General features: G+C 67.6%; 11 protein-coding genes and 3 pseudogenes. 7 read left to right on the top strand and 7 right to left on the bottom strand.

Annotated elements, in window-relative coordinates; all coding sequences use genetic code 11:
- Positions 1 to 228 precede the first annotated feature (228 nt).
- Positions 229 to 483, bottom strand: a pseudogene (locus P2L57_RS31350) (transposase); the annotation flags it as partial.
- 175 nt (positions 484 to 658) lie between these two features.
- Here P2L57_RS31350 and P2L57_RS31345 point away from each other — a divergent pair.
- Both P2L57_RS31345 and P2L57_RS31340 read left to right on the top strand, forming a co-directional pair.
- On the top strand, positions 659 to 1,159 hold the full coding sequence (locus P2L57_RS31345) for a GNAT family N-acetyltransferase (protein ID WP_275820288.1): 501 nt from the start codon (positions 659 to 661) through the stop codon (positions 1,157 to 1,159).
- A gap of 82 nt (positions 1,160 to 1,241) precedes the next feature.
- Positions 1,242 to 2,537 (top strand): IS701 family transposase, encoded by a 1,296-nt coding sequence (locus tag P2L57_RS31340; RefSeq protein ID WP_425574873.1) that lies wholly within the window; start codon positions 1,242 to 1,244, stop codon positions 2,535 to 2,537.
- A gap of 465 nt (positions 2,538 to 3,002) precedes the next feature.
- Here the strand turns inward: P2L57_RS31340 and P2L57_RS31335 are convergent, their stop codons facing one another.
- Both P2L57_RS31335 and P2L57_RS31330 read right to left on the bottom strand, forming a co-directional pair.
- Positions 3,003 to 3,989: an SMP-30/gluconolactonase/LRE family protein gene (locus P2L57_RS31335; protein ID WP_275820286.1), complete on the bottom strand. Its 987-nt coding sequence runs from the start codon at positions 3,987 to 3,989 to the stop codon at positions 3,003 to 3,005.
- 67 nt (positions 3,990 to 4,056) lie between these two features.
- A complete protein-coding gene (locus P2L57_RS31330) occupies positions 4,057 to 4,917 on the bottom strand; it encodes an SDR family oxidoreductase (RefSeq protein WP_275820284.1) in 861 nt (286 codons plus the stop codon).
- 173 nt (positions 4,918 to 5,090) lie between these two features.
- On the opposite strand from P2L57_RS31330, the gene P2L57_RS31325 reads away from it, so the two are divergent.
- Both P2L57_RS31325 and P2L57_RS41195 read left to right on the top strand, forming a co-directional pair.
- Positions 5,091 to 5,528, top strand: coding sequence for a MerR family transcriptional regulator (locus P2L57_RS31325; protein WP_275820282.1), 438 nt, complete (start codon positions 5,091 to 5,093; stop codon positions 5,526 to 5,528).
- Positions 5,529 to 5,927: 399 nt separating this feature from the next.
- Positions 5,928 to 6,483, top strand: a pseudogene (locus P2L57_RS41195) (transposase family protein); the annotation flags it as partial.
- 78 nt (positions 6,484 to 6,561) lie between these two features.
- Here P2L57_RS41195 and P2L57_RS31315 read toward each other — a convergent pair.
- Complete coding sequence (locus tag P2L57_RS31315; protein ID WP_275820278.1) at positions 6,562 to 7,401, bottom strand: SAM-dependent methyltransferase; 840 nt, start codon at positions 7,399 to 7,401, stop codon at positions 6,562 to 6,564.
- Between the two features lie 502 nt (positions 7,402 to 7,903).
- On the opposite strand from P2L57_RS31315, the gene qcrB reads away from it, so the two are divergent.
- Positions 7,904 to 9,532 (top strand): cytochrome bc1 complex cytochrome b subunit, encoded by a 1,629-nt coding sequence (gene qcrB, locus P2L57_RS31310; protein WP_275820276.1) that lies wholly within the window; start codon positions 7,904 to 7,906, stop codon positions 9,530 to 9,532.
- A 25-nt stretch (positions 9,533 to 9,557) separates the two neighbouring features.
- Here the strand turns inward: qcrB and ctaF are convergent, their stop codons facing one another.
- A complete protein-coding gene (gene ctaF / locus P2L57_RS31305) occupies positions 9,558 to 9,944 on the bottom strand; it encodes an aa3-type cytochrome oxidase subunit IV (protein ID WP_275820274.1) in 387 nt (128 codons plus the stop codon).
- Positions 9,941 to 11,629, bottom strand: a complete 1,689-nt coding sequence (gene ctaD, locus P2L57_RS31300) for an aa3-type cytochrome oxidase subunit I (protein ID WP_275820376.1) — start codon at positions 11,627 to 11,629, stop codon at positions 9,941 to 9,943. Before ctaD ends, ctaF begins: the two co-directional genes overlap by 4 nt.
- 1,296 nt (positions 11,630 to 12,925) lie before the next feature.
- Here ctaD and P2L57_RS31295 point away from each other — a divergent pair.
- A complete protein-coding gene (locus P2L57_RS31295; protein WP_275820272.1) occupies positions 12,926 to 13,270 on the top strand; it encodes a hypothetical protein in 345 nt (114 codons plus the stop codon).
- A gap of 225 nt (positions 13,271 to 13,495) precedes the next feature.
- Here the strand turns inward: P2L57_RS31295 and P2L57_RS40920 are convergent.
- Positions 13,496 to 14,158 (bottom strand): annotated as a pseudogene (locus P2L57_RS40920) (thioesterase II family protein); the annotation flags it as partial.
- Between the two features lie 177 nt (positions 14,159 to 14,335).
- Here P2L57_RS40920 and P2L57_RS31290 point away from each other — a divergent pair.
- Positions 14,336 to 21,955 carry a type I polyketide synthase gene (locus P2L57_RS31290; RefSeq protein WP_275820269.1) on the top strand — a complete coding sequence of 2,540 codons (7,620 nt, stop codon included), beginning with the start codon at positions 14,336 to 14,338 and terminating at the stop codon, positions 21,953 to 21,955.
- Positions 21,956 to 22,314 lie beyond the last annotated feature (359 nt).

Below are 22,314 nucleotides of genomic sequence, written 5' to 3'. Positions count from 1 at the left end.
TGCGGCGCCACACCGTCCGATGGTCCGGTTCGGGGGCACTGATGGGGGATTGACGGGGCGGTACAGCGGGTCGCACTCCCAGGGAAATCCCAGACAGCTGCCCGGAGTTCGAAGGGACCGGGTGGCCAGGATCGCAACCATAATGGTGCTCCCCCGGCGGCGCAGGGCCGTCTTGATGAACTCGGCGCTCGGCGTGGTGCTCGCCGCGGCCGCCGGCGGTGCCTATGCGGCGGCCTCGCCGATCAGGCATTCCAACAGCGTGGTGAAGACGCCAGCGTCCCGCCAGACCCGGAAACGGCCGTAGTCCGTCGGCCAAGGACCGAACTCGCAGGGCACATCCCGCCACTGGGCGCCGGACCTAAACCGCCGGATCACTCCCTCAAACTGCTCCCGCAGCCGCTCGGGGTACAGGCCGAACCCGCCGATCGGCAGGTAGAGCTCGACGAACTTCCACTGGTCCTCGGCGAGTTGCCTGCGCGTCACGACCACCGTCCTACCGGGTCCCGCCCTCGTACGGGGACGGACCCGAAGATTGATCACAACACCACACAGACCCTAGTACTCCAGCCGTAGATCGTTAGGTGCCCTGGTCTTGGAACTGTCGGCTGCTGGCGGAAACTCAAGTGGCCGCAGCGCACCGGCTGGGTAGAGTCGGGCAATGCCCGAGCTGAAACAGCTGCATGCTGACCATGCCCCGGCGGTCCTGGCCTTCGAGCTGGCGAACCGCGCCTACTTCGCTGCCTCGATCTCCGACCGCGGCGACGAGTTCTTCGACCAGTTCACCGGCCGGCACAGCGCCTTGCTGGCTGAGCAAGAGGCCGGCATCAGCGCCTTCTACGTGCTCGTCGCCGAGGATGGCTCGGTTCTGGGCCGGTTCAACCTGTACGACTTAGCGGACGGCACTGCTGTGCTCGGCTACCGGGTCGCGCAGCAAGTTGCCGGTCGCGGTGTGGCGACCGCGACCGTCCGGGAGCTATGCCGGCTGGCGGCGGCGCGGCACGGGCTGCGCACACTGCGGGCGGCCACCTCCCACGGCAATGCCGCGTCCCAGAGGGTGCTTGCCAGGGCCGGGTTCGTTCCGGTTGGCCCGGCCGACCCGGTTGACCTCGGTGGTAAGGCTGGCACCTGGTACCAGCGCGACCTGGTGCTCCAGCCGTAGACCGTGATCTTGTTGGTGGAGTGGCTGCGGGAAGGCTGCGGCCACCGTTGATCATCGGTGTGTGAAGACTGAAGATCATGCGATGGCCGCGGGTCACAGCGTAGACCCTGCCCGCTGGCAGGAGGCATTCGAGCTCCTGATGTCCCGGATAGCGGGCCGGTTCGCGCGGGTTGAACCCCGGCGTCGGGTACGGGGCTTGGTGATGGGGCTGCTGTCGGACCTGCCGCGCAAGAACTGCTGGAGCATCGCCGAGTGGGCAGGGGAGGCCACCCCGGACGGCATGCAGCACCTGCTTGGCCGGGCCAAGTGGGATGCCGACGCCGTGCGCGACGACGTGCGCGCGTACGTGCTGGAGCATCTGCGCGACGACGACGCGGTCCTGGTCGTCGACGAGACCGGGGACGTGAAGAAGGGCAGGCACACCGTCGGCGTCCAGCGCCAGTACACCGGCACCGCCGGAAGAATCGAAAACGCGCAGGTCGCCGTCTACCTCGTCTACGCAGGATTCCAGGGACACGCGGCGGTGGACCGTGAGCTGTACATACCCCGCTCGTGGACGTGCGACCCGGAGCGCTGCCGGGCCGCCGGAATGGCCGAGGAGACCGCCTTCGCGACCAAGCCGGAGCTGGCCGCCCGCATGATCGGCCGGTTCTTCGACACCGGGCACCGCGTGGGCTGGGTCACAGGCGACGAGGTCTACGGCGGTAACCCGAAATTGCGGGCCGCGCTGGAAGAGCGCCAGGTCGGCTACGTGCTCGCCGTAGCCAGCTCGCATGAAGTCGCCGCCCGCGCCGGGAAGTTCCGCGCGGATGCCCTGGCCGCGAAGGTGCCGAAGCGGGCCTGGCAGAAGCTGTCGGCAGGGACCGGCGCCAAGGGGCACCGCTTCTACGACTGGGCCGTCATCGACCTGGCCGAACCCCGCCCCGGCAGCCACCAGTTGCCGATCCGCCGCAACCGCACCACCGGCGAACTCGCCTACTACCGCTGCTGGTCGCCCGCCCCGAAGCCCTTGGCCGCGCTGGTGCGGGTCGCCGGGTCGAGGTGGCGGGTGGAGGAGACATTCCAATCCGGAAAGGGCCTGGCCGGACTGGACGAGCACCAGGTCCGCCGCTTCACCTCCTCGTCCCGCTGGGTCACCTTGGCCATGCTCGCCCACGCCTTTCTCGCCGTCGTCCGCGCCGACGAACACACCCGCCAACCCGCCCCGGATGGGCTGATCCCGCTCACCTGCAACGAGATCCAGCGACTGTTCACGGCACTCGTCGCCCGGCCCGTGCGAGACGCGGTCCACCGGCTCGGCTGGTCCGCCTGGCGACGCCGCCATCAGGCCCGAGCCCAGGCCAGCCATTACCGCCGGCAAGCCACGAATCAAGCGTGAAGATCACGAACTACGGCTGGAGTGCTAGTTGATCCCTCTTTTACCCGGTGCGAGTCGCTAGCCGAGCCCGTCCGGCTGGTGCGGCACCGAGCGCGGCGATGGTACGCGGGGCTCACCGACGGAGCGAGCATTTTCAGCACGCGAGCGAAAAGGTTCGGCCGGCGGGCACGCCCGATCACTGGTCAGGCGAAGGAGGGGGTCGGCGGAGTAGCGGAGGCAGACCTATGTCCAGCGCTGTGCCGTTGCCGGCGACAGAACCGGAACGCCACAGTGCCCTCTTCGCATCCCGCGACCTCCACCTCAGCGTCCCTCGCGAGGAAGGTGTCACACCCATCGGGCCAGGGCGATTGCAAAGTCGTTTGATGTTGGATCGCTGTCGGCCAGGTGAGGCCGAGGGGTGCGAGGGGCGTTCGTAGGGGTGGCGGTGTCGGCGGTCTCTGAACCTGGACCCCTTTGGGGTCGAGGTCAGTGCAGCGGCAGGTCCTCCACGGTGAATACTGAGCTTTCCAGCGGAGCGCCGTACAGGTAGTTGTTCATTTGGGAGTTGGTGACCAGCAGTCGGTCTCCGCTGACGGTGACCCCGGTGGTCGTGTCGGCTCCCGGGTAGGTGCGTTCGGAGATGACGGTGGCCTGGGTGTCGTCGTCGGAGAGCCGCACCGTGGCAACTTCGTTGTTGACCGACCGGGCGATGTACAGGGTCTGGCCACGCTGGACGATGCCGTCGGCGCTGGTCAGAGCTGGTGCGTCGATCTTGCGGACTTCGCCGGTGGCGAGGGTGAGCCGGTAGAGCGCGCCGCTGTACCAGTAGCCGATGATGAGGGACTTGCCGTCAGGAGTGGCAACGATGCCATTGCTGTTGGAGGTTCCGGCCACGTAGTCCGGCAGTTGGTAGGCCACCTGCAGCGTCCGGTGGGTGCCGGTGGCGGGGGCGTTCACCTCGTCGGCCGGGATCCGGTAGACCACGGCGCGGAAGGAGTCGGTGATGTAGACATCCCCGTTGGGGGCGATCGCCTCGTCGTTGACGAGCGTCTTCTCGCCGGTGTCAGGGACGGTGTAGCTGGAAACGAGCTTGCCGGCGGTGGTGTAGATGAAGAACTGTCCGGTGAAGGCGCCAGCGAGCAGCAGGCGGTTGCCGGTGACCTTGACCCCGGTGACCTGCGTGCGGCCGTCCTGGCCTCCAGGCAGGAACGGGTCGAGCCTCTTCGAGCCCAGACGCCCGCGGTAGACAGTGCCGTCGTCGATGCTGCCGGTGTAGATGTAGTGGTCGTCGGCCGTGATGCTCTCAGGGTAGGCGTTGCTGCCGTTGATCGTGATCGTATAGCCGCTGTCGTCACGGTCGTGGGTCGCCGCGGCGGTGGCGGGAAGCGCGAGGGCTGCCAGGGCGGTGGACGTCGCGGTGATGGTGAGCAGCGACCGCCGCAGGGCGGCGTGTGTGGTTGTGCGGGTAGACATCGTGAAGTGCCTTTCCGGCTGGTTGGGGATAGGGCAGGCTGAGTGGTTTCGGTATAAGGAAGCAGTGTCAGCGCAGCGCGTCGGCGACCGCTTCGGACAGGCGCATGGTCGGCCGTCCGATCAGGCGGCTCAGGTCACCGGAGTCGGTGAACAGCTCACCGCGGCCCAGGCCGAGGTCGGTGTCGGCGACGGCATCCGCCATCGCGGTGGGCAGGCCCGCGCCGATCAGCGCCTCGCGGAACTTGTCCACCGGCAGATCGGTGTAGGTGATCGGCTTCCCTGTGGCGGTGGAGACCGTCGCGGCAAGCTCGGCCAGGGTGAACGCCTCGTCGCCGCCCAGCTCGTACACCGCGTTGGTGTGGCCCTCAGTGGTCAGCACGACCGCAGCCGCCTCGGCGTAGTCGGCGCGGGCGGCGGCGCTGACCCTTCCCCGGCCCGCGGCCCCGACGACAGTGCCGTGCTGCAGGACCATGGGCAACTGGGCAGTGTAGTTCTCCAGGTACCAGCCGTTGCGCAGCACCACGCTGGGGATGCCGCGCTCGTGCAGGTACTCCTCAGTGACGCGATGGGTGGCGGCGAGGATCGTGGTCGCCGTGTCGGCCTGCACCATGCTCGTGTACGCCACCAGCGACACACCTGCAGCCATGGCGGCGTCTATGACACGCCGGTGGTTGGCGAAGCGCTCGTCCACGGGGATCGAGGCCGAGATCAGCAGCAGCTTGTCAGCTCCCTCAAAGGCGGCTGTAAGGCTGTCAGCGTCGGCGAAATCGGCCCGGCGCGTCACGACACCGCGGTCGGCCAGGTCCTTGATCCCGGTGATGTCCCGACCGGTCGCGATGATGTCGTTGGCGGGTGTGCCGGCGTCGAGCAAGCTTTCCACGACAAGGCGCCCGAGCTGTCCAGTCGCTCCGGTGACGAGAATTGACATGTCCTATAACCCCATTCTCAATGGCATGGCCGTTCCAAAGGACCCAGCCGTTGCCCCGCGATTCCCGTGTTCCGGGCCTGCGAGCTACGCTAGAACCTGACATTGATGTCAGAGGCAAGTCGCGCGACAAGGGTCACGTGGACGGGACAACGCCACTGCAAGGAGTAACGGATATGCGTATCGGAGAGCTCGCCCAACGCAGCGGCGTCAGCGTCAGATCCCTGCGCTACTACGAACAGCAGGGCCTGCTCGCGAGCGAGCGCAGTCCACGCGGGCAACGCCACTTCGTGGAGGAGGACGTCGAGCGGGTTCTGTTCCTCCAGCGTCTCTACGGAGCAGGGCTGTCCAGCCGCACGATCTTGGAGCTGTTGCCCTGTGTGGACTCGCCGAGTCTCGAAAACTCCCGGGCTGCGGTGGAGCGGATGGCTCAGGAACGCGAGAAGCTCTCGTCCCACATCACAGACCTCATCAACACCCGCGACGCGCTGGACGCGGCCATGGCCCGCGCCCTCCAGGCCGGGCGGGCGCAGGAACAGCGGACTCGTGTGGCTGTGACAATCGACGAGACTTCTCTGCCCGGGCAAGTCGGCAGCGCATGCGGGCCGCCTTGAACCCGTAGAGAAGGTTGTTCCTCACGACGCGTCAAGGAGCCTGCCCGGTCCCGGGAGATGCTTGACACTTCGGTCCCAGCTGATGGTTGAGACTGCGTGCCTCGGCTTGGCTGCTGCAGGGGCGTTTCGGAGTCCCGGTGATCATGTGAGTCCGCATGTCGCGGCGGTGCAAGGAGTGCAGGTCAGGCCGTCACGAACGCAGCGAAGCTCCGGTTGAACGGGGTGACCTTCCCAAGTCGCCTCATACCACCGGAGCTTCGATGTGTCGTCAGTCTGCCACCGTCTGCGTGATCAAGTCGCCCGCTTTGAAGGGTGTGGCGGGGGTGTCGCTGGTGGATCGGTTGCGGCTGTTGCCCGATCCGCGTCGGCGTCGAGGGGTGCGTCACCCGTTCGCGGCGCAAGCGGCTGCGGGCCGCGCTACCGCTGATCAAGCGGACCATACGGCTCCTCGCAACGGACACCGACCCACTCCCGCTTCTTCTGGGGCCTGCGGCAGTATCTGGTGTGCCTCCCGACCGGCATGCCAATCCTGTGGGCCCTGGCGAACCCGAAGCTGGACGAGCACGAGGTGCTGATGGCGCTGCTGGACCGCGAACCGGAAGGGGGCACCTACCGGCCTGGCCTGCTACTGACCACGGACAAGGGCTTGCCTCCAAGGAGTTCGAGGCCGATCTGGCCCTGCGCGGGGCGGAGATACTACGGCCATCGTTCAAGCGACGACTGATCGAGTCGGTGAACGACACCCTCAAGGGCCAGCTCGACTTGGAACAGCACGCCGACCGGACCTTCGAGGGCGTCGCCGTCCGCGTCGCGCAGCGCGTCCTCGCGCTGTGCGACGGCGATCTGGCACAACCACAAGACCCGGCAGCCGGTCATGCGATCTCTGATCGCCTACGGCTACCAATCACATCGGAATGACTCGTCCAGCGGTGAACGGTCGGTGTGTGTAAGGTAGTTCGCTTGCCTTCCTGGTGCGGGCGACGTCTTGAGCGGGCCCAAGGGTACTCGCGCGAATGTGCGCACCGTGTGTTGCTCAGCGGCGGCCGTGAAAGATCCCCCAGGAGAGAAGGCCGTTCTCGCAGGCATGAACCCACAGGGGCAGATTAGTACGCAGCCGGTCCAAGTACTCCTCGCCGACGGCGCCGGTGAGTTCCTCGCTGTTCCGCTGCACCTCCGCGGTGAGGCGGGCGTAGTGCGGGAGCAGGTTCTCGCTCAGGTCGTCGAAGCGCACCTGTCCCAGTCCGAGGCGGGCGAGCTGTTCACGGACGAAGTTGGGCGTGGCGAGGTCGGTGACGTTGAGCCGCTCGCACACCGGGCGCAGCGCGTCCTGGTGGGCGTCGTCGGCCGCCATGACGTCGGTGAGGACCAGGGCGCCGCCGGGGGCGAGGACGCGGACCGCCTCGGAGAGCATGTGCGCCCGGTCGCCGCTGTGGACGAGGGCTTCCTGGGTCCAGACGACGTCGAACCGTCCGTCCGGCGCGGGGATGTCCTGGAAGGATCCGGCGATGACGTCGATGAGCGTGTCGAGTCCGTGGCGGGCGTTGAGCTCGCGGTGCCGCCGGTTCTGCACGTCGCTGATGTTGAGCGCGACGACGCGGCAGCCGAAGCTTTGGGCGAGGTGGCGTGCCGCGCCGCCGTAGCCCGAGCCGAGGTCGAGGACGGTTCGGCCCGGCCCGAGGAGGTCGGCCACCCGGGCGGCCACCTGGGCGTCGGCCCGCCGGGTTGCCCGGGCGACCGGCTCGTCGAGGTGTTCGTAGATACCGGTGTGGATGTCCTCGCCGCCCCACACAGAAGTGTAGAAGCCGTCGACGTCGGCGGAGTTGTAGTAGTCGCGGGCCGCATCCGCTGCGTGCATGGTCGCGTCATCACCCATACCGCAATCCTCTGCACGGCTCAGGGAGCGCAAACCTCAGGCCCGGTCACGTCACTCACCGCGTGGGGGCGGTCCAGGCCAACGACGGCAGGACGTCCCACGGCACGCTGTCGGAAGTTGTCGCCAGGGATACCCGGACGGGCGGTTCACGCCGTGCGGGTCATCGGGCCGGTCGGCTACTACCCGCCGGTCTTGCCCTCGACGGCAGGGCGAGGTGCTTGGTCGACGATCGCCTGTAGCGCTTCGACGTGTGCGCGGAACGTGGCCCGGCCAGTAGCCGTGGCCCGTACCGGCGACGACCTCAGTGGCGGCCTCTCCACCCCACTGACCATCGGCGGCTGACTCGGAAACCCGCAGCGAAGAGAGGCCCGGCATGCCGACAGCTCCGCTCACTTGATTGGCCGATCTGCTCCACGCGTGGGGTTGAGCCTTGCGGTGACGGGTTACCCATCAGCCGCGATTGACCGCGAAGTGCATCCATGGGTGAGGGGAGATAGGCCGCATGCTGTTTCAGAAGCGGAAGGAAGAGCTGAAGGCCAAGGCTGGCAAGCTCGCCGCGGGCGGCTTCGTGGCCTTGGATCGGCGGTTCCCGGCAGCGTTTTCTGGCAGGCAACTGCTGCGGAAGGCTTTCCCCGACCACTGGTCCTTTCTGCTCGGCGAGATCGCCCTATACAGCTTCGTAGTGCTGCTGCTGACCGGTGTCTATCTGACCCTGTTCTTCGACCCGAGTATGAGCGAAGGCGTTTACCACGGCGCGTACGCTCCGCTGCGCGGCTTGCGTATGACCCAGGCGTACTCCTCGACGATTGACATCACCTTCGATGTCCGGGGCGGGTTGCTCATCCGTCAGGTTCACCATTGGGCTGCGCTGCTGTTCGTCGCGGCCATCGGAGTGCATATGCTGCGCATCTTCTTCACCGGCGCCTTCCGAAGGCCGCGGGAGGTCAACTGGATTGTGGGAGTGACGCTTTTCCTGCTGGGGCTGCTCGAAGGCTTCTGCGGATATTCTCTCCCGGATGACCTTCTGTCGGGGACCGGCCTGCGAACCGCCGACACCATCATCGGATCCATCCCGCTGGTGGGAACGTACTTGAGCTTCTTCACGTTCCGCGGCTCGTTTCCTGGCCACGCGCTCATTCCCAGGTTGTACGTCGTGCATGTCCTGCTGGTTCCGGGTGCGTTGGTGGCCCTCATCTCCGTTCACCTCTTCCTTGTCGTCTACTTGAAGCACACTCAGTGGAACTTGCCCGGCCGAACGAACCGCAACGTCGTCGGGCAGCCTATGTTCCCCCAGTTCACGGCCAAATCGTCCGGCTTTTTCTTCATGGTCGCCGGCGTACTGGGCGCTCTCGGTGCACTGGCTCAGATCAACCCGATCTGGCTCTACGGGCCGTACCGCGCCGATCAGGTGGTTACGGACGCCCAACCGGACTGGTACGTCGGGTTCCTTGAGGGCGCGCTTCGCCTGATGCCGCCGCTGGAAACCAACGTGGTAGGCCACACGATCATGTGGAACGTGTTGCTACCTGCGGTCGTCCTGCCCGGGGTGCTCTTCCTTCTGCTTTTTCTCTACCCGTTCTTCGAAGAATGGATCTCCGACGAACGGTCCGAGCACCATCTATGCGATCGACCGCGCGACCGACCCACCAGGACTGGCTTCGGCGTGGCGGCAGTGGTCTGCTACGGAGTACTCCTAATGGCCGGCGGAAATGATGTGATCGCCTATTCCTTCAGGATTTCCGTCAACGGCTTGACATGGCTGTTCAGGGTCGCCGTGATCGTCGCACCGGTGCTCGCGTTCGTGATCACGAAGCGGATCTGCCTGGCGCTTCAGGCCCGCGATCGGCAGTTGCTGGTGGAAGGACGGGAAACAGGAAATATCCACCAGGAGATCTACGGGAAGTTCATCGAGAGCAATCGGCCGCTGTCCGCGCGTGAACGCTACAGAATTCTGCTACGCGACATCCCGAAACCGTTGCACAAAGCAGGCGGGGTTTCACGTGTCCGTCGCTTCAAAGCCATGGCGAGCCAATGGTACTACCGGGACCGCGTTGAGATGCCGACCACCGCCGAACAACGCGACCAGATCAACGCCCGCACCGCACCGCCCGCCCTGGAGACGAAGGACTGACAGGTCCGGGCGAGGGAGTCGGACTTCATCCTCGGTCCAGGAACTCGAATGCGAAACCCAGAATCCCCGTGGCGAGGATGCCGATCCCGAGCAGGAATAGCCACAGGCCGAACACCACGCCCAAGGCACCGAGGGCGAACCCCAGGGCGGTCAGCGGCGGGTACGCACTCTGCGGCGGAAAGAAGTCCAGCAGACCCGCACGGTCCCGTACGTCGCCATCGCGCCGATCCTCGGGGCGGGTTCCCTTTCTGCGCTGGTTCATCGCGCAGAAGAATGCGATCAGCGCGGCCATGATGAAGGCGACCGTCAGCACGGCCGTCCCCGTCGGATCCCCGGAGAGCCATGCGTAGATGATGTCCGTGACGAAGAAGAAGAGCGAGACCCCAGTGAACAGGTATGCTTCGACCTTCATTTGCCCCGCTTTCCGAAGGTGTCGGGCGTGGGTTCACTCTCTCCGGTCCGTGCGGCCTCGGTCTTCATGAACTCCGGATGGTGCACGTCGAATGCGGGCGAGTCAGAACGTACCCGTGGCAGGGAATTGAAGTTGTGCCGCGGCGGTGGACACGAGGTCGCCCACTCGAGCGAACGGCCGAACCCCCAAGGGTCGTCGACCTCGACCTTCGGTGCGTACCTGGCCGTATGCCACACGTTGTACAGGAAGGGCAGCGTGGACAGACCGAGGAGAAACGCTCCGGTAGACGAGATCGTGTTGAGCGTGGTGAAGCCGTCCGCGGCGAGGTAGTCGGCATAGCGGCGAGGCATGCCAGCCAGCCCCAGCCAGTGCTGCACCAGAAAGGTTCCCTGGAAGCCAACGAAGAGTGTCCAGAAATGGATTTTCCCCAGCCGCTCATCAAGCATCCGCCCGGTCCACTTGGGCCACCAGAAGTAGAATCCGCCGAACATCGCGAAGACCACGGTCCCGAACAGTACGTAGTGCAGATGCGCCACGATGAAGTAGCTGTCCGTGACATGGAAATCCAACGGCGGCGAAGCGATCAGTACCCCGCTGAGCCCACCCAGGAGGAAGCTCACCAGGAATCCGATCGCCCACAACATGGGAGTCTCGAACGACAGGCTGCCGTTCCACATCGTGCCGATCCAATTGAAGAACTTCACCCCTGTCGGTACCGCGATGAAGAACGACATCAGCGAGAAGAAGGGCAGCAGCACCGAACCGGTGGCGAACATGTGGTGCGCCCAAACGGAGGCTGACAGCATGGTGATGGTGACCGTGGCCGCCACCATTCCCAGGTAACCGAACATCGGCTTTCTACTGAAAACCGGGATGATATCGCTGATCACACCGAAGAAGGGGAGCGCGACGATGTACACCTCGGGGTGTCCGAAGAACCAGAACAGATGCTGCCACAGAATGGCTCCGCCGTTGGCCGCGTCGAAGACGTGCGCACCGAACTTTCGGTCCGCCTCCAGGGCCAGCAGTGCCGCCGTGAGCACCGGGAAGGCAAGCAGCGCCAGGATGGAGGTGAACAAGATGTTCCAGGTGAAGATCGGCATGCGGAACATGGTCATGCCCGGAGCGCGCAGGCAGATGATCGTGGAGATGAAGTTGACGGAGCCCAAAGTGGTGCTCAGGCCGGCGACCACCAGTCCCATGGCCCACAGGTCCCCACCTGCCCCCGGCGTGCGGATGGCCTCGTTGAGCGGCGCGTATGCGAACCAGCCGAACTGCGCGGCTCCCTGGGGAGTGAGGAACCCTGACAGAACCATCAGGCCACCGAAGAGGAAAAGCCAGTACGTCAGGGCGTTCAGTCGGGGGAAGGCGACGTCCGGAGCCCCGATTTGCAAGGGCATCACGGCGTTCGCGAAACCGGCGAACATGGGGGTCGCGAACAGCAACATCATGATCGTGCCGTGAATCGTGAACAGTTGGTTGTACTGGAGCGTGGTGAAGAACTGCAGCCCTGGGCGCGCCAGCTCGGCGCGCATCATCATTGCCAGCAGCCCGGCGAACAGGAAGAAGCCGAACGCGGTCACCATATAGAGGTTCCCGATGACCTTATGGTCGGTCGTGGTGAGCCATTTTCGTACCATGACGCCGGTGCGGATTGACTTGGTGCGGACCGTTTGGCCGGTCATTTCCTGGTCAACCTGGGCCATGTGCCCTCCAGTTGGCGAGGGTGCATCGCTCGCCAGTGAACGGCACCTTCCTCGATAATCGTTGGCGGATGCTACCAGTGAAATGATCGCAAGTGTTGGAGGAAGAGCTTCCCTCACCCTATGACCCACCTCTGAATAGCCGCACCAATAAGACGAGATATAGCTATATTGCAAATAACATCTCTTCGGGACGCCGCTCAGCAAAGCTACTGGTACTCCAGCCGTAGATCGTGATCTTCATGGCTGTGGCGTCCTCTGCCGGTGAGGGGCAGGGGCTTGATGGCAGAGTCGGCGCTGTGACGTCAGGGACCGCTTGGGTGTCCAGGACCGTGAATGCCCGTCGGTATATGTGCGAAAGCACCCCAGCCGCTGGCCTGCCCGCGCACTCGACCCCGACGAGCTCATGGTCTCCGGCCGGGTGACGCCCCAGTGCGGATTCCGCCCGGCGGTCGACCCGGACGACCCCGGAAGCACCCTCGTGTATCTGCCGCTGCTGCGGCGGCGAGCTGACAGCGGCCGCCGAGGACCCGGAGTTCGTCGGCCTGGTACGGGAACGGGTGCGGGCCGATGTACCGCTGGGCGCGGAGCACAGCTACCGTCAGCGCCTACCGCTGGCGTTGCGCATGACCGTCCTGGGCGGCAGCGACTACCCACTCGCCGCCCCCGGATGAGCCGACTTGGCCGCACGGAACGCCCCGCGAAGCGGTCGGCGCTCAGCAGGGCCGACGACAATGGACAACTCCTCGACGACGTCCGACGTGTAGCTGCGCTCGTCCCGTAGAGGCCACTGCAGAAGGAGCGTTACAGGCCCTCACGGCACAGGGCCCGGGTAATCGGTTCGATCGCCTGAAGAGTGTTGAGACAGCGGTGAGTCACGGGGAGGGCATGGCATGTGAGGGGGTGACGGGTCATCGGCTGCCACCGTTGTGCCGAGGTAGCGGGGATGACGGTGTCGTCGCGGGCGCTCCATACGGTTGAGCCAAAGCACCGTAGTTGTCACCAGCGGGCAGGGAGGAGCTGGCGATTCGGACCGGTCGAAGCAGTCTGGTTGTCACCAACAAGGCATTCGACTTGTCACATGTGCTCATGTGCACGGACTGCGCAAGGACGGACCTAGGACGGATCTAGGACAGCAGCTCTTAGCCTCGATCTTGCACGACGGCCCCGTAACGAGCAGTCATGCACTAAGGCGCGTCACGGGGGCTCGCACGCCTCTCGGCGGCACTGCTCGCATGGGAGACAACTCACCAAGCACGCATCCTCAGGGGGAACTACATGAATCTCACCCGAAAGCTGGCAGCTGGAGCCATCGCGGCCGGCCTCACCACCGCCGGCGTCCTCGCTGCGACCCCGGCCAGCGCCACGGTCGTGAACTCCACGTGCAACCTGTCGTCCGTCGTCAACGTCTCTTACGGCAATGGCGGCAACTACTGCTACGTCTGGGACGGCGGGCCCGCCAACCAAGGCTGGATGAACATCGTGAATTCCCATTGGGTGTGCTCCGACAGCTACACGGGATACGTGCGGGACGCCTCGGGACGCAATTGGAACTTCTACCGAGGCGCGTGCACACCCACTTACGGGGCGAATCTGACCTTGATCGTCTTCACCGGCAACTGAGTTGAACGGTCTCGGTGCCCGTGGCCACAGTACCGAGAACCTGATGCCAAATTGACAGGGCGTCACATGGGCGCGCGTTTGACGGATCGCGGTCCGCCGAGTGCGCGCCTTTCGCTTGCACTCTGGGTTTATATGCGAGGCGAGCCTGCCGCCGCCGGAACAAATCCCGGTGACAACATGCCCGCCTCTGTGACAGCTATCGCGCTTCGGCTCAACGGTGATCGGGTACTCCAGCGGTCTGGGGCAAGTTCCATAGTCGTACGCATCGATCAAGGCGAGGTCGGTACGCAGTGCCCGTAGTGCCTTTCGGCGCTGCTGTGTGCGTTCTTCGCGGGGCAGGGCGATGGCCAAGGTGGTGGCGAGGGCGGTCAGGGTATCGTCGCTCATGGCCCGGCTGTTCAGGTCGAAGTTCGCGTATTCGGGTGGTGAGAAGGCTGCGCAGGCGTGGAGAGCGAGGGCCGGCTGACGTCGACGGGCGAGTTCCCATGCGGTCTCGTAGCCGAGGGCCGCTCCCATGCTGTGTCCGAAGATCAGTAGGGGTTCCGTGACGTGGTGCACCAGCCTGTCGGCAAGCTGGGTGGCGAGTCCCGTAAGGCCAGTTGCCGGGCTGAGGGCGGCGGCAGGAGCCGCTCCACCGCTCTGCCGCCCCGGATAGCGAGCGGACAGAATCCGGAATCCGGGGGTGAGGTGGCGGGGCCAGTGCGCGAAGTCCGCGGCGCTGCCCCCCACTCCGGGGAGGAGCAGTACGGCGGCGTCCGGGCTGCGCCACCCCCGCTCGGGCGCCAGGTCCCATAGCAGTCCGTCACCAAGCGCCCTCGCTGTCAGAACGTGCCCCCTCCGCTTCCCGGTCCCGCCGTGCGTCTCTCCTTGTAGGGCCAGCTCACCCATCATCGGGCGCCGCACGGGGCTGCATCACTCTTTCGGGGGAATGGCCGGAGCCCGTCCTTTTTCTCCCTCGCGGCATGGGCAAGTTCCCGAGGGTCGGTCGAGGGGGGTGCCGCGGTGGGGGCGGATATGGATTGTCCAGCTGACAGCTTCGCGGGGGAAGCCCGCCGCGGAGGCGATGTGGCAGTCGTCGGGATCGCTTGCCGTCTCCCAGGTGGCCTGAACAGCCTGGACACGCTGTGGTCCGCGCTCCTCGAAGGCCGGGATCTGGTCACGCGGATGCCTGCCGAACGGTTCGATGCACAGGAGTTCACCGATGCCGATCCGCGTCGGCCCGGGCGGAGTTATACGGCGGCGGCGGGGGTGCTCGACGACATCGCGGGCTTCGACGCGGAGTACTTCTCACTCTCCCCGCGCGAGGCCGGCCGCATGGACCCGCAGCAGCGGATCCTGCTGGAGCTGGCCGCCGAGGGGGTGGACGACGCCGGTATCGATCCGGCTTGCCTGGCAGGTTCCGGCACCGGGGTCTTCGTCGGGGTTTCCAACCATGCCTACGGCCACCTTCAGTTCAGTCGGCTGGAGACCGTTGACCAGCACACCATGACCGGGCTTGCGAGCGGCAACACTGCGGGCCGCCTCTCCCACGCCTTCGACCTGCGCGGTCCCAGCCTGGCCGTGGACACCGCCTGTTCGTCGAGTCTGGTTGCCCTCCACCAGGCGTGCACGTTCCTCGGCTCCGGCGGGGAGCTGGCGCTGGCCGCCGGAGTCAATGTTCTCATCGGGCCCCATGAGTTCGTCGGCTTCGCCAAGGCATCGATGCTCTCACCCACCGGCCGCTGCCGCGCCTTCTCCGCGGCCGCCGACGGGTTCGTACGGGCCGAGGGAGGCGTGGTCCTCGTCCTCAAGCCACTCGGCCGGGCGCTCGCTGACGGTGACCGCATCCACGCTGTGATCGTGGCCACCGGGACCAACAGCGACGGCCGCACCACTGGCCTGGCCCAGCCCAGTGCCCAGGCGCAGGCCGCCCTGCTGCGCCAGGTGTACGGTCCATCAGGGCCGGACGCCCGCGCGCTGGTGTACATGGAGGCGCACGGCACCGGGACTCCCGTGGGCGACCCTCTGGAGTGCGAGGCCATCTCGACGGCTCTGGTCGGCAGGTGTTCCGCGGAGCTGCCGCTGCCCATCGGGTCGGTCAAGACCAACCTCGGGCACCTGGAGTCCGCTTCGGGACTGGCCGGGCTTGTCAAAGCCGTCCTCGTCCTGCGCCATCGCGTCATCCCGCCCTCCTTGCACGGCGTGCCGGTCAATCCGGACATCGACTTCCCTCGCCTGGGCCTGGCCCCTGTGACCGCCGCCACGCCGCTGGCGTCGGTCTCCGGCGGGCTGGTGGGCGTCAACTCCTTCGGATTCGGCGGCTCCAACGCCCATGCGGTCCTCGCGCCTGCCCCCGCACCTGCCCCCCGGCAGGACCCGCCCGAGGGCCTTCGTCCGGTGCTGGTCTCCGCGCGCACTCCCGCCGCCCTGGCCGAGGCCGCCACCGTGCTCGCCGACCACCTCGACACCACAGGCGCGGACACCGGCACGTTCTACGACATCGCCCACACCACCCTCATGCGGCGCGGCGGACACCCCTACCGCTCCGTCGTCCTGGCCGCCGACGCCCGCGCCGCCGCCGCCCACCTGCGCACCAGTGCCGACGCCTCGCCCGCGCCCGTGCTCGACAGTGGCGTGATCGCCTTTGTCTACAGCGGCAATGGCGCTCAGTGGACGGGAATGGGACGCCGGTTGCTGACCGCGCCCGAGCGTGGTTCCGCCTCCGGTGCCCGGTCCGGGCAGACGGCGTTTCGGGACGCCGTCGACGAGGTCGACGCGGCCTTGTCGCCCCTGCTCGGCTGGTCCGTACGAGAGGAGTTGGCCCACGGCACCGACATGGTCCGGCAGGCGCGGACAGAGATCGCCCAGCCGCTGCTGTTCGCGGTACAAGTGGCGCTCACCGCCGCCCTGGCGGCGTACGGAGTGCGCCCGGCCGGGGTGGCCGGACACAGCGTGGGCGAGGTCGCCGCCGCCCACGCCTGTGGCGCTCTCGACCTCGCCTCCGCTGCCCAGGTCATCACCCACCGCAGCCGCGCCCAGGCCCGTACTGCCGGTTCTGGACGGATGGCTGCGGTAGGTCTGCCTCCCGGGAAGGCGCTGGAGGAACTGACCTTCTTCGGAGGCCTGTTGGAACTGGCCGCCGTCAACAGCCCGCGTGATGTGACGGTCGCCGGTGACAAGGCCGCTCTCGACAAGCTGGCCCAGAAGCTGGCCGGGCAGGGTGTCTTCTTCCGGATGCTCGACCTCGACCACGCCTTTCACACCTCACGCATGGACCCCATCGAGGCGGACCTGCGCGCCGCTTTGGCCGCGTTGCACCCGCAGGCCGGGAAGCTCCCATTCGCCTCGGCCGTCACTGGCGCCCTCCAGCCGGGAGAATCACTGACCGGGCAGTACTGGTGGCACAACATCCGCCGCCCCGTGCAACTACCGGACGCGGTCCAGGCACTGGCGGCCGCGGGCTGCGACGCCTTCGTGGAGATCGGCCCGCACCCGGTTCTCTCCCACTACCTGCGTCGCATCCTCGCCGCGGACGGCATCGGGCCCACCACGGTACTGCCCACCATTTCGCGGGACCGGGACGGAGCCCAGGCCCTGGAGCGGACCGTCGCCGCCCTGCTCGCCGCCGGCGCCCGCACCGATGTCAGCGGATTCTTCCCTGTGCCGGGCCGGGTCCAGGACCTGCCCGCCTACCCCTGGCAGCGGGAACGCCACTGGCACGGCTCCCCCGTGTGGTTCGGGCAGGGCTGTGGCGACGGCGGGCGTCACCATCCGCTTCTCGGCGAGCGCGCCGCCCACGCCGAACCCCTCTGGCAACTGCGGATCGATCCTACCCGCCACCGGTGGCTCGCCGACCACGTCGTCACCGGTGCGGTCGTCGTCCCCGCCGCCGTCTTCGCCGAGGCGGCCCTGGGCGCCGGCCGTCTCCACCTCCAAGGCGCCGTCCAACTTGAGGACTTGGCCGTCGAGCGGGCCCTGGCCCTGCCCTTCGACGACCCCGCCATGGATGTCCGCCTTCAGACCTCGCTCGACGCGGGCGACGGCACGGTGCGCATCGCCAGCCGCGACGGTACTGGGCCCTGGCGCCCGCATGCCCGAGGCGTCGTACGCCGTCTGCTGCGCGAACAGCCTGCGGCGGAGGACATCCGGGCGTTGCGCGCCCGTCTGCCGCAGACCGTCTCTGCGGCAGACACCCACACCAGGGCCGCCGCCGTAGGCATCACCTACGGACCCGCCTTCACCGTCCTCACCAGCTTGCAGGTCGGGGACGGTGAGGTCCTGGCCCGGTACGCACTCCCCAAGACTCCGGAGTCGACCACGCCCGAGCAGTACGTGCTGCACCCCGCCCTCCTCGACGCGGCGCTGCAGGCGGGTGCTCCCCTCCTCGGCCAGGACGGCACCAAGCCAGGCCGTTCGCCTGACGCCCCCTACCTTCCGTCGGCCATCACGGCCCTGCGGGTATGGGGTGAGGCTCCTGCGGAGGGCTGGGTATACGTACGCCGCCGCGAGGCCACGCCTCGCGAGGTGTCCTGGGACATCCGCCTCCTGGACGACCAGGGCCGCGTCACCGCCGAGGCCGACGGCTGCAGGCTGCGCCGCTTCGATACCGCCGACGCCCCGCCGAGACACCTGGTCACGGTCCTGCGCGCAGCGCCCCACGATCTCGACCCTGTCGCGCCCGCCCCGCCGCTGCCCGCCCCGCACCAACTGGTCCGTGCGGCCGAGGGCATCTGGGACGGAGACTGGGACGCAGTGCGTTACGCCAAGGGCACCGGTCTGATCGACCGGCTGAGCGCGCACTTCACTCTCCGCGCCCTCCGCACTCTGGATCCCGAAGCCACCGCGTACACACCCGACAGCCTTATCGGCGCCGGTGCACTCCCCGTCTACCGGCACCTGCTGCACGCCGCACTCGACCAGGCCGAACGCACAGGGCTGTTGCACCGCGACAGTGACGGGAGCTGGACGCCGGCGGCCCGCCCCGACCCCCAGGGTGTTCTGGCGCAGCTACTGCGAGCGGTCCCGGAGTGCGCCACGGAAGCGGTGCTGCACACGTACTGCGGCACTCTGCTGCCCGAGGTGCTCCTCGGCCGTCACGACGCCGTCGCCATGCTCTTCGGGGAGAGCGACCGTCACTGGGTGGAGAACTACTACTCCACCAGCGCCGGGGTCCGCCACGACAAAGCCCGGATGGCCGCCCTCGTCCGTGAGTTGGTCCGGCACTGGCCCGAGGGCCGGCCAATGCGCGTCCTGGAAGTCGGAGGCGGCACCGGAGCACTGACCACGGCCCTGCTCGACGTCTTACCGCCCGGGCGCACGCATTACACCTTCACCGACATCTCCGCAACGTTCTTCCCCCGCGCCCGCGCCCGCTTCTCCGGCCACGACCACATCGTCTACCGCCCGCTCGACCTGAACCGGGACCCCGAACCCCAGGGGTTCGCCCGGGGTACGTACGACCTCGTCGTGGCCGACAACGTCCTGCACGCCACCACCCGGCTGCGCGAGAGCCTTACCCGCCTCGCCGACCTGCTCGGCGAAGGCGGCCACCTGCTGGCCGCCGAGACCCACAACCTCGACCGTCTCCTTCCCTGTTTCGGCCCGCTGAAGAGCTTCTGGAACGCCGACGACCCCGATCTGCGCCCCCATTCCCCACTCCTGACGGCCAGACGGTGGCATGAGTTGCTCGCCGCTCATGGTTTCGACGAGACAGCTCAGCTGGATGGGGATGTCACCAAGGCCGACTATTCCGTACTCATCGCGCGACGTGCGCCCGGACGGACCAGTCAGCGGCACGCCCAGACATCCGACGCACCTGCCTTTCTCCGCAGCACAATTGACGCCACGCCCCCGAACGGGACCGGCTTCGCGAGTCAGAGGGCAGTCCGCGCTCCTGCGACCAGTTGGATCGTCGCCGTCGAGCAACCGGACGACCCACTCGCCCAAGCCCTCGCGGCCGACCTCGGTTCTGCGGACGACGCACCGGTGACCGTCGTCCAGGCCACCACCGATCCCCATCAGTGGGCCGCTCATCTACGGTCCGACCAGTCCCGGCCCGTCCTGGTCCTCCTACTGGCAGGTGGGAGCACGGACACGAACGGCGACAGCCTGACAGACCCAGGCCGTGATCGGACCATCCTTGAGCAGGCCGTCACCCGCACCGCCGTCCTGCGCGCCGTGGCTCAGGCCTGTGCACAGCTTCCTCGCTCGGTCGACCCCTCCTTGTGGCTGATCACCCGCCCGTCGGGAGCCGTGCCCGAGGCGGGGGCCCGCCCGGCCCCGGCGGACTGCGTGCCATGGGCGGTGGCCCGCAGCCTCACCAACGAACAGCCCCGGCCTGCCATCAGACGGCTGGCCTTCGAACGCGGGCCGTCGCCCGAGGACGACGCCCCCCGGCTGGCGCGCGAACTGCTGACCCCGACAGCGGAGGACGAGATCGTGCTCACGCCTGCCGGCCGATTCGTCCCACGACTGCGCGAACCATCCGCCGCCGCCGCCGCTGCCACTGCCACTGCCACTGCCACTGCCACTGCCGACGGACGCTGGCATCGGTTGCGTCTACGTCGCCCGGGGCTCGGATTCGGCCTGGACTGGGTGCCCGCTCCCGCCCCGCCCGCCCCCGGCCCAGGCGAAGTGACCATCGAGGTACGGGCGGCCGGACTCAACTACCGCGACGTCCTGCTGGCCACCGACTCCCTACCACCAGGCGCCGAAGTCCCCGCCCCCGGGGAACACGGCCTGGGCCTGGAGTGCGCGGGCGTCGTCACCGCTGTCGGCGAGGGCACGACGCTGAAGGTGGGAGAGCGGGTCTTCGCCTGTGCACCCGGCGCCCTGGCCTCGCACGTCGTGGTCCCCGCCGCATGTACCGGACGTGTCCCGAGCCATTTGTCGTTCGCCGAGGCGGCGACCCTGCCGGTCGCCTTTTTCACGGTGCAGCACTCCTTGGAGCACTTGGCCCGCCTCGGGGAAGGGGAGACGCTCCTCGTGCACGGCGCCGCCGGCGGGGTGGGACTCGCCGCCCTGCAGTACGCCCACCATGTCGGTGCCCGGATCGTCGCCACCGCCGGCAGTCCTGCCAAGCGCACGCTGCTGACCCTGCTGGGCGCCGACCATGTCCTGGACTCCCGCACGCTCGGCTTCGCCGACCGGGTGCTCGAGCTGACCGGGGGTGACGGCGTCGATGTCGTCCTCAACTCCCTTGCGGGCGAGGCCATCGCCCGCAACCTCGACATGCTGCGGCCCGGAGGCCGCTGCGTCGAACTCGGCAAGCGCGACATCCACACCGGCGGCCGCCTGCCCTTGCGGGCCTTCCGCAACAACCTGTCCTTCCACGCCGTCGACGCCCTCCAGATGCTCAACCGGCAAACAACGCTGTCGGCACGCCACTTCGACGAACTCACCCGCCGCGTCCAGCAGGGGATCTACCGCCCGCTCCCATACCACCTCTACCCTGCCGACAACATCATGGACGCGTTCGCGCTGCTGCGCCGCTCCCACCACGTCGGCAAGGTGGTCATCACCCTCACCCCCCGGCCACACGTCACCGAACTCCCCCAGCGTCTTGTCTGCGACCCCGACGCCACCTACCTGGTCACCGGGGGCCTCACCGGCCTGGGAGCCGCCAACGCGGGCTTCCTTGCCGACCGGGGAGCCCGCCATCTCGCCCTCGTCTCCCGCCGCGGCCCTGCCACACCGGGCGCGGACGACCTGCTGGCCGCCCTGGCCCGCAGGGGCGCCACTGCCACAGCCCACGCCGCCGACGTGGCCAACCCGGCTGCTATGGCCACTGTGCTCGACAGCATCGCCGCCACCGGGCGGCCCGTGCGTGGTGTCATCCACTCGGCCATGGTCGTGGGAGACGCGCTGCTGGCCGAGCTGAGCGACGAGACCGCCGAGGCGGTACTCGCGCCGAAGCTGAGCGGCACCATGGTCTTGGACCGCCTGACCCGTGACGCCCAACTGGACTTCTTCGTCGTCCACTCGTCCATCTCCGCCACCGTCGGCCACCGCGCCCAGGCCGCCTACGCCGCCGCCAACCTCACCATGGAAGGCATCGTCCGCGCCCGCCGGGCGGCCGGTCTCCCCGGCCTGGCCATCGGCTGGGGCCTGTCCGGAGAGGTCGGGATCGCGGCCGTGGATGAGGTCAGCCGGGTGCTGGAACGCATGGGTATCGCTCCCATGAGCACCACCCAGATCCTCACCGCTCTCGAAGAGCTGATGACCTGCTCGGGAAGCGGCCCCGATGACGATGCGGGCAATCCGACCGCCGCCGCCGGTGGTGGTGGTGACGGCCCGGGCGTCGTGCAGGTGGGTCACCTCGACTTCACACGTCTGGCCGCGATCCTCCCGGGCCTGCGCACGCCGCGGTTCACCGCGCTCCTGCCTGCCCAGTCGCCCGGCGGCAACCAGGCCACCGAAGCCCGCCGCCTCCTGGCCGACGGCGGCCCGAACATCAGCAAGGACGCACTCGCGGACCTGCTCGTCACGCTCGTCTCCCGGATCACCCACCGCGCTCCCGAGCGCATCGACCGCACATGCGGCATGGACTCACTCGGCCTGGACTCCCTCATGGCCACCGAACTGGTCGTCAGCATCCAAAGCGAGCTGGCCTACGAGATCCCCACCATGGAGGTCATCAACGCCGGCAGCATCGACGGCCTCGCCACCCGCATCCTGACACTCCTCAGCACGACCGCCCGCCCATAACCAGCCCGCCCTCGCCCCACACAGGCCCCCGTCGCGCGCCCGTCGACGAACTCAACTCCTGCCGCGACCTGACAGAACTCGCACCGCTGCTGGCCTTCCTCCTGCACCAAAACCGCTGCCGCCACCCCTTGGTGCCGCTCGGCCTGCTGCGAAACCCCCGCATCGGCATGAACGCCGCCACGCTGGCGCTGATGTCCTTGGGGAAGCTGCCGTGCGCAGTCCGCGTATCGGATGGGAGTGTCATGAATCAGGTGGGCACCCGATCAGAAGGGACCCCAGATGGACACGAAGAGCAGTCACCTGATCGAGGACGCTGACGGCGTGTCGGTTGCGGTGTTGGGCAGCGGCGTTGACGGTGC

The organism is Streptantibioticus ferralitis, from assembly GCF_029223525.1.
In the GTDB taxonomy this organism is placed as follows: domain Bacteria; phylum Actinomycetota; class Actinomycetes; order Streptomycetales; family Streptomycetaceae; genus Streptantibioticus_A; species Streptantibioticus_A ferralitis.
This window is presented reverse-complemented; position numbering and strand designations above follow the sequence as displayed.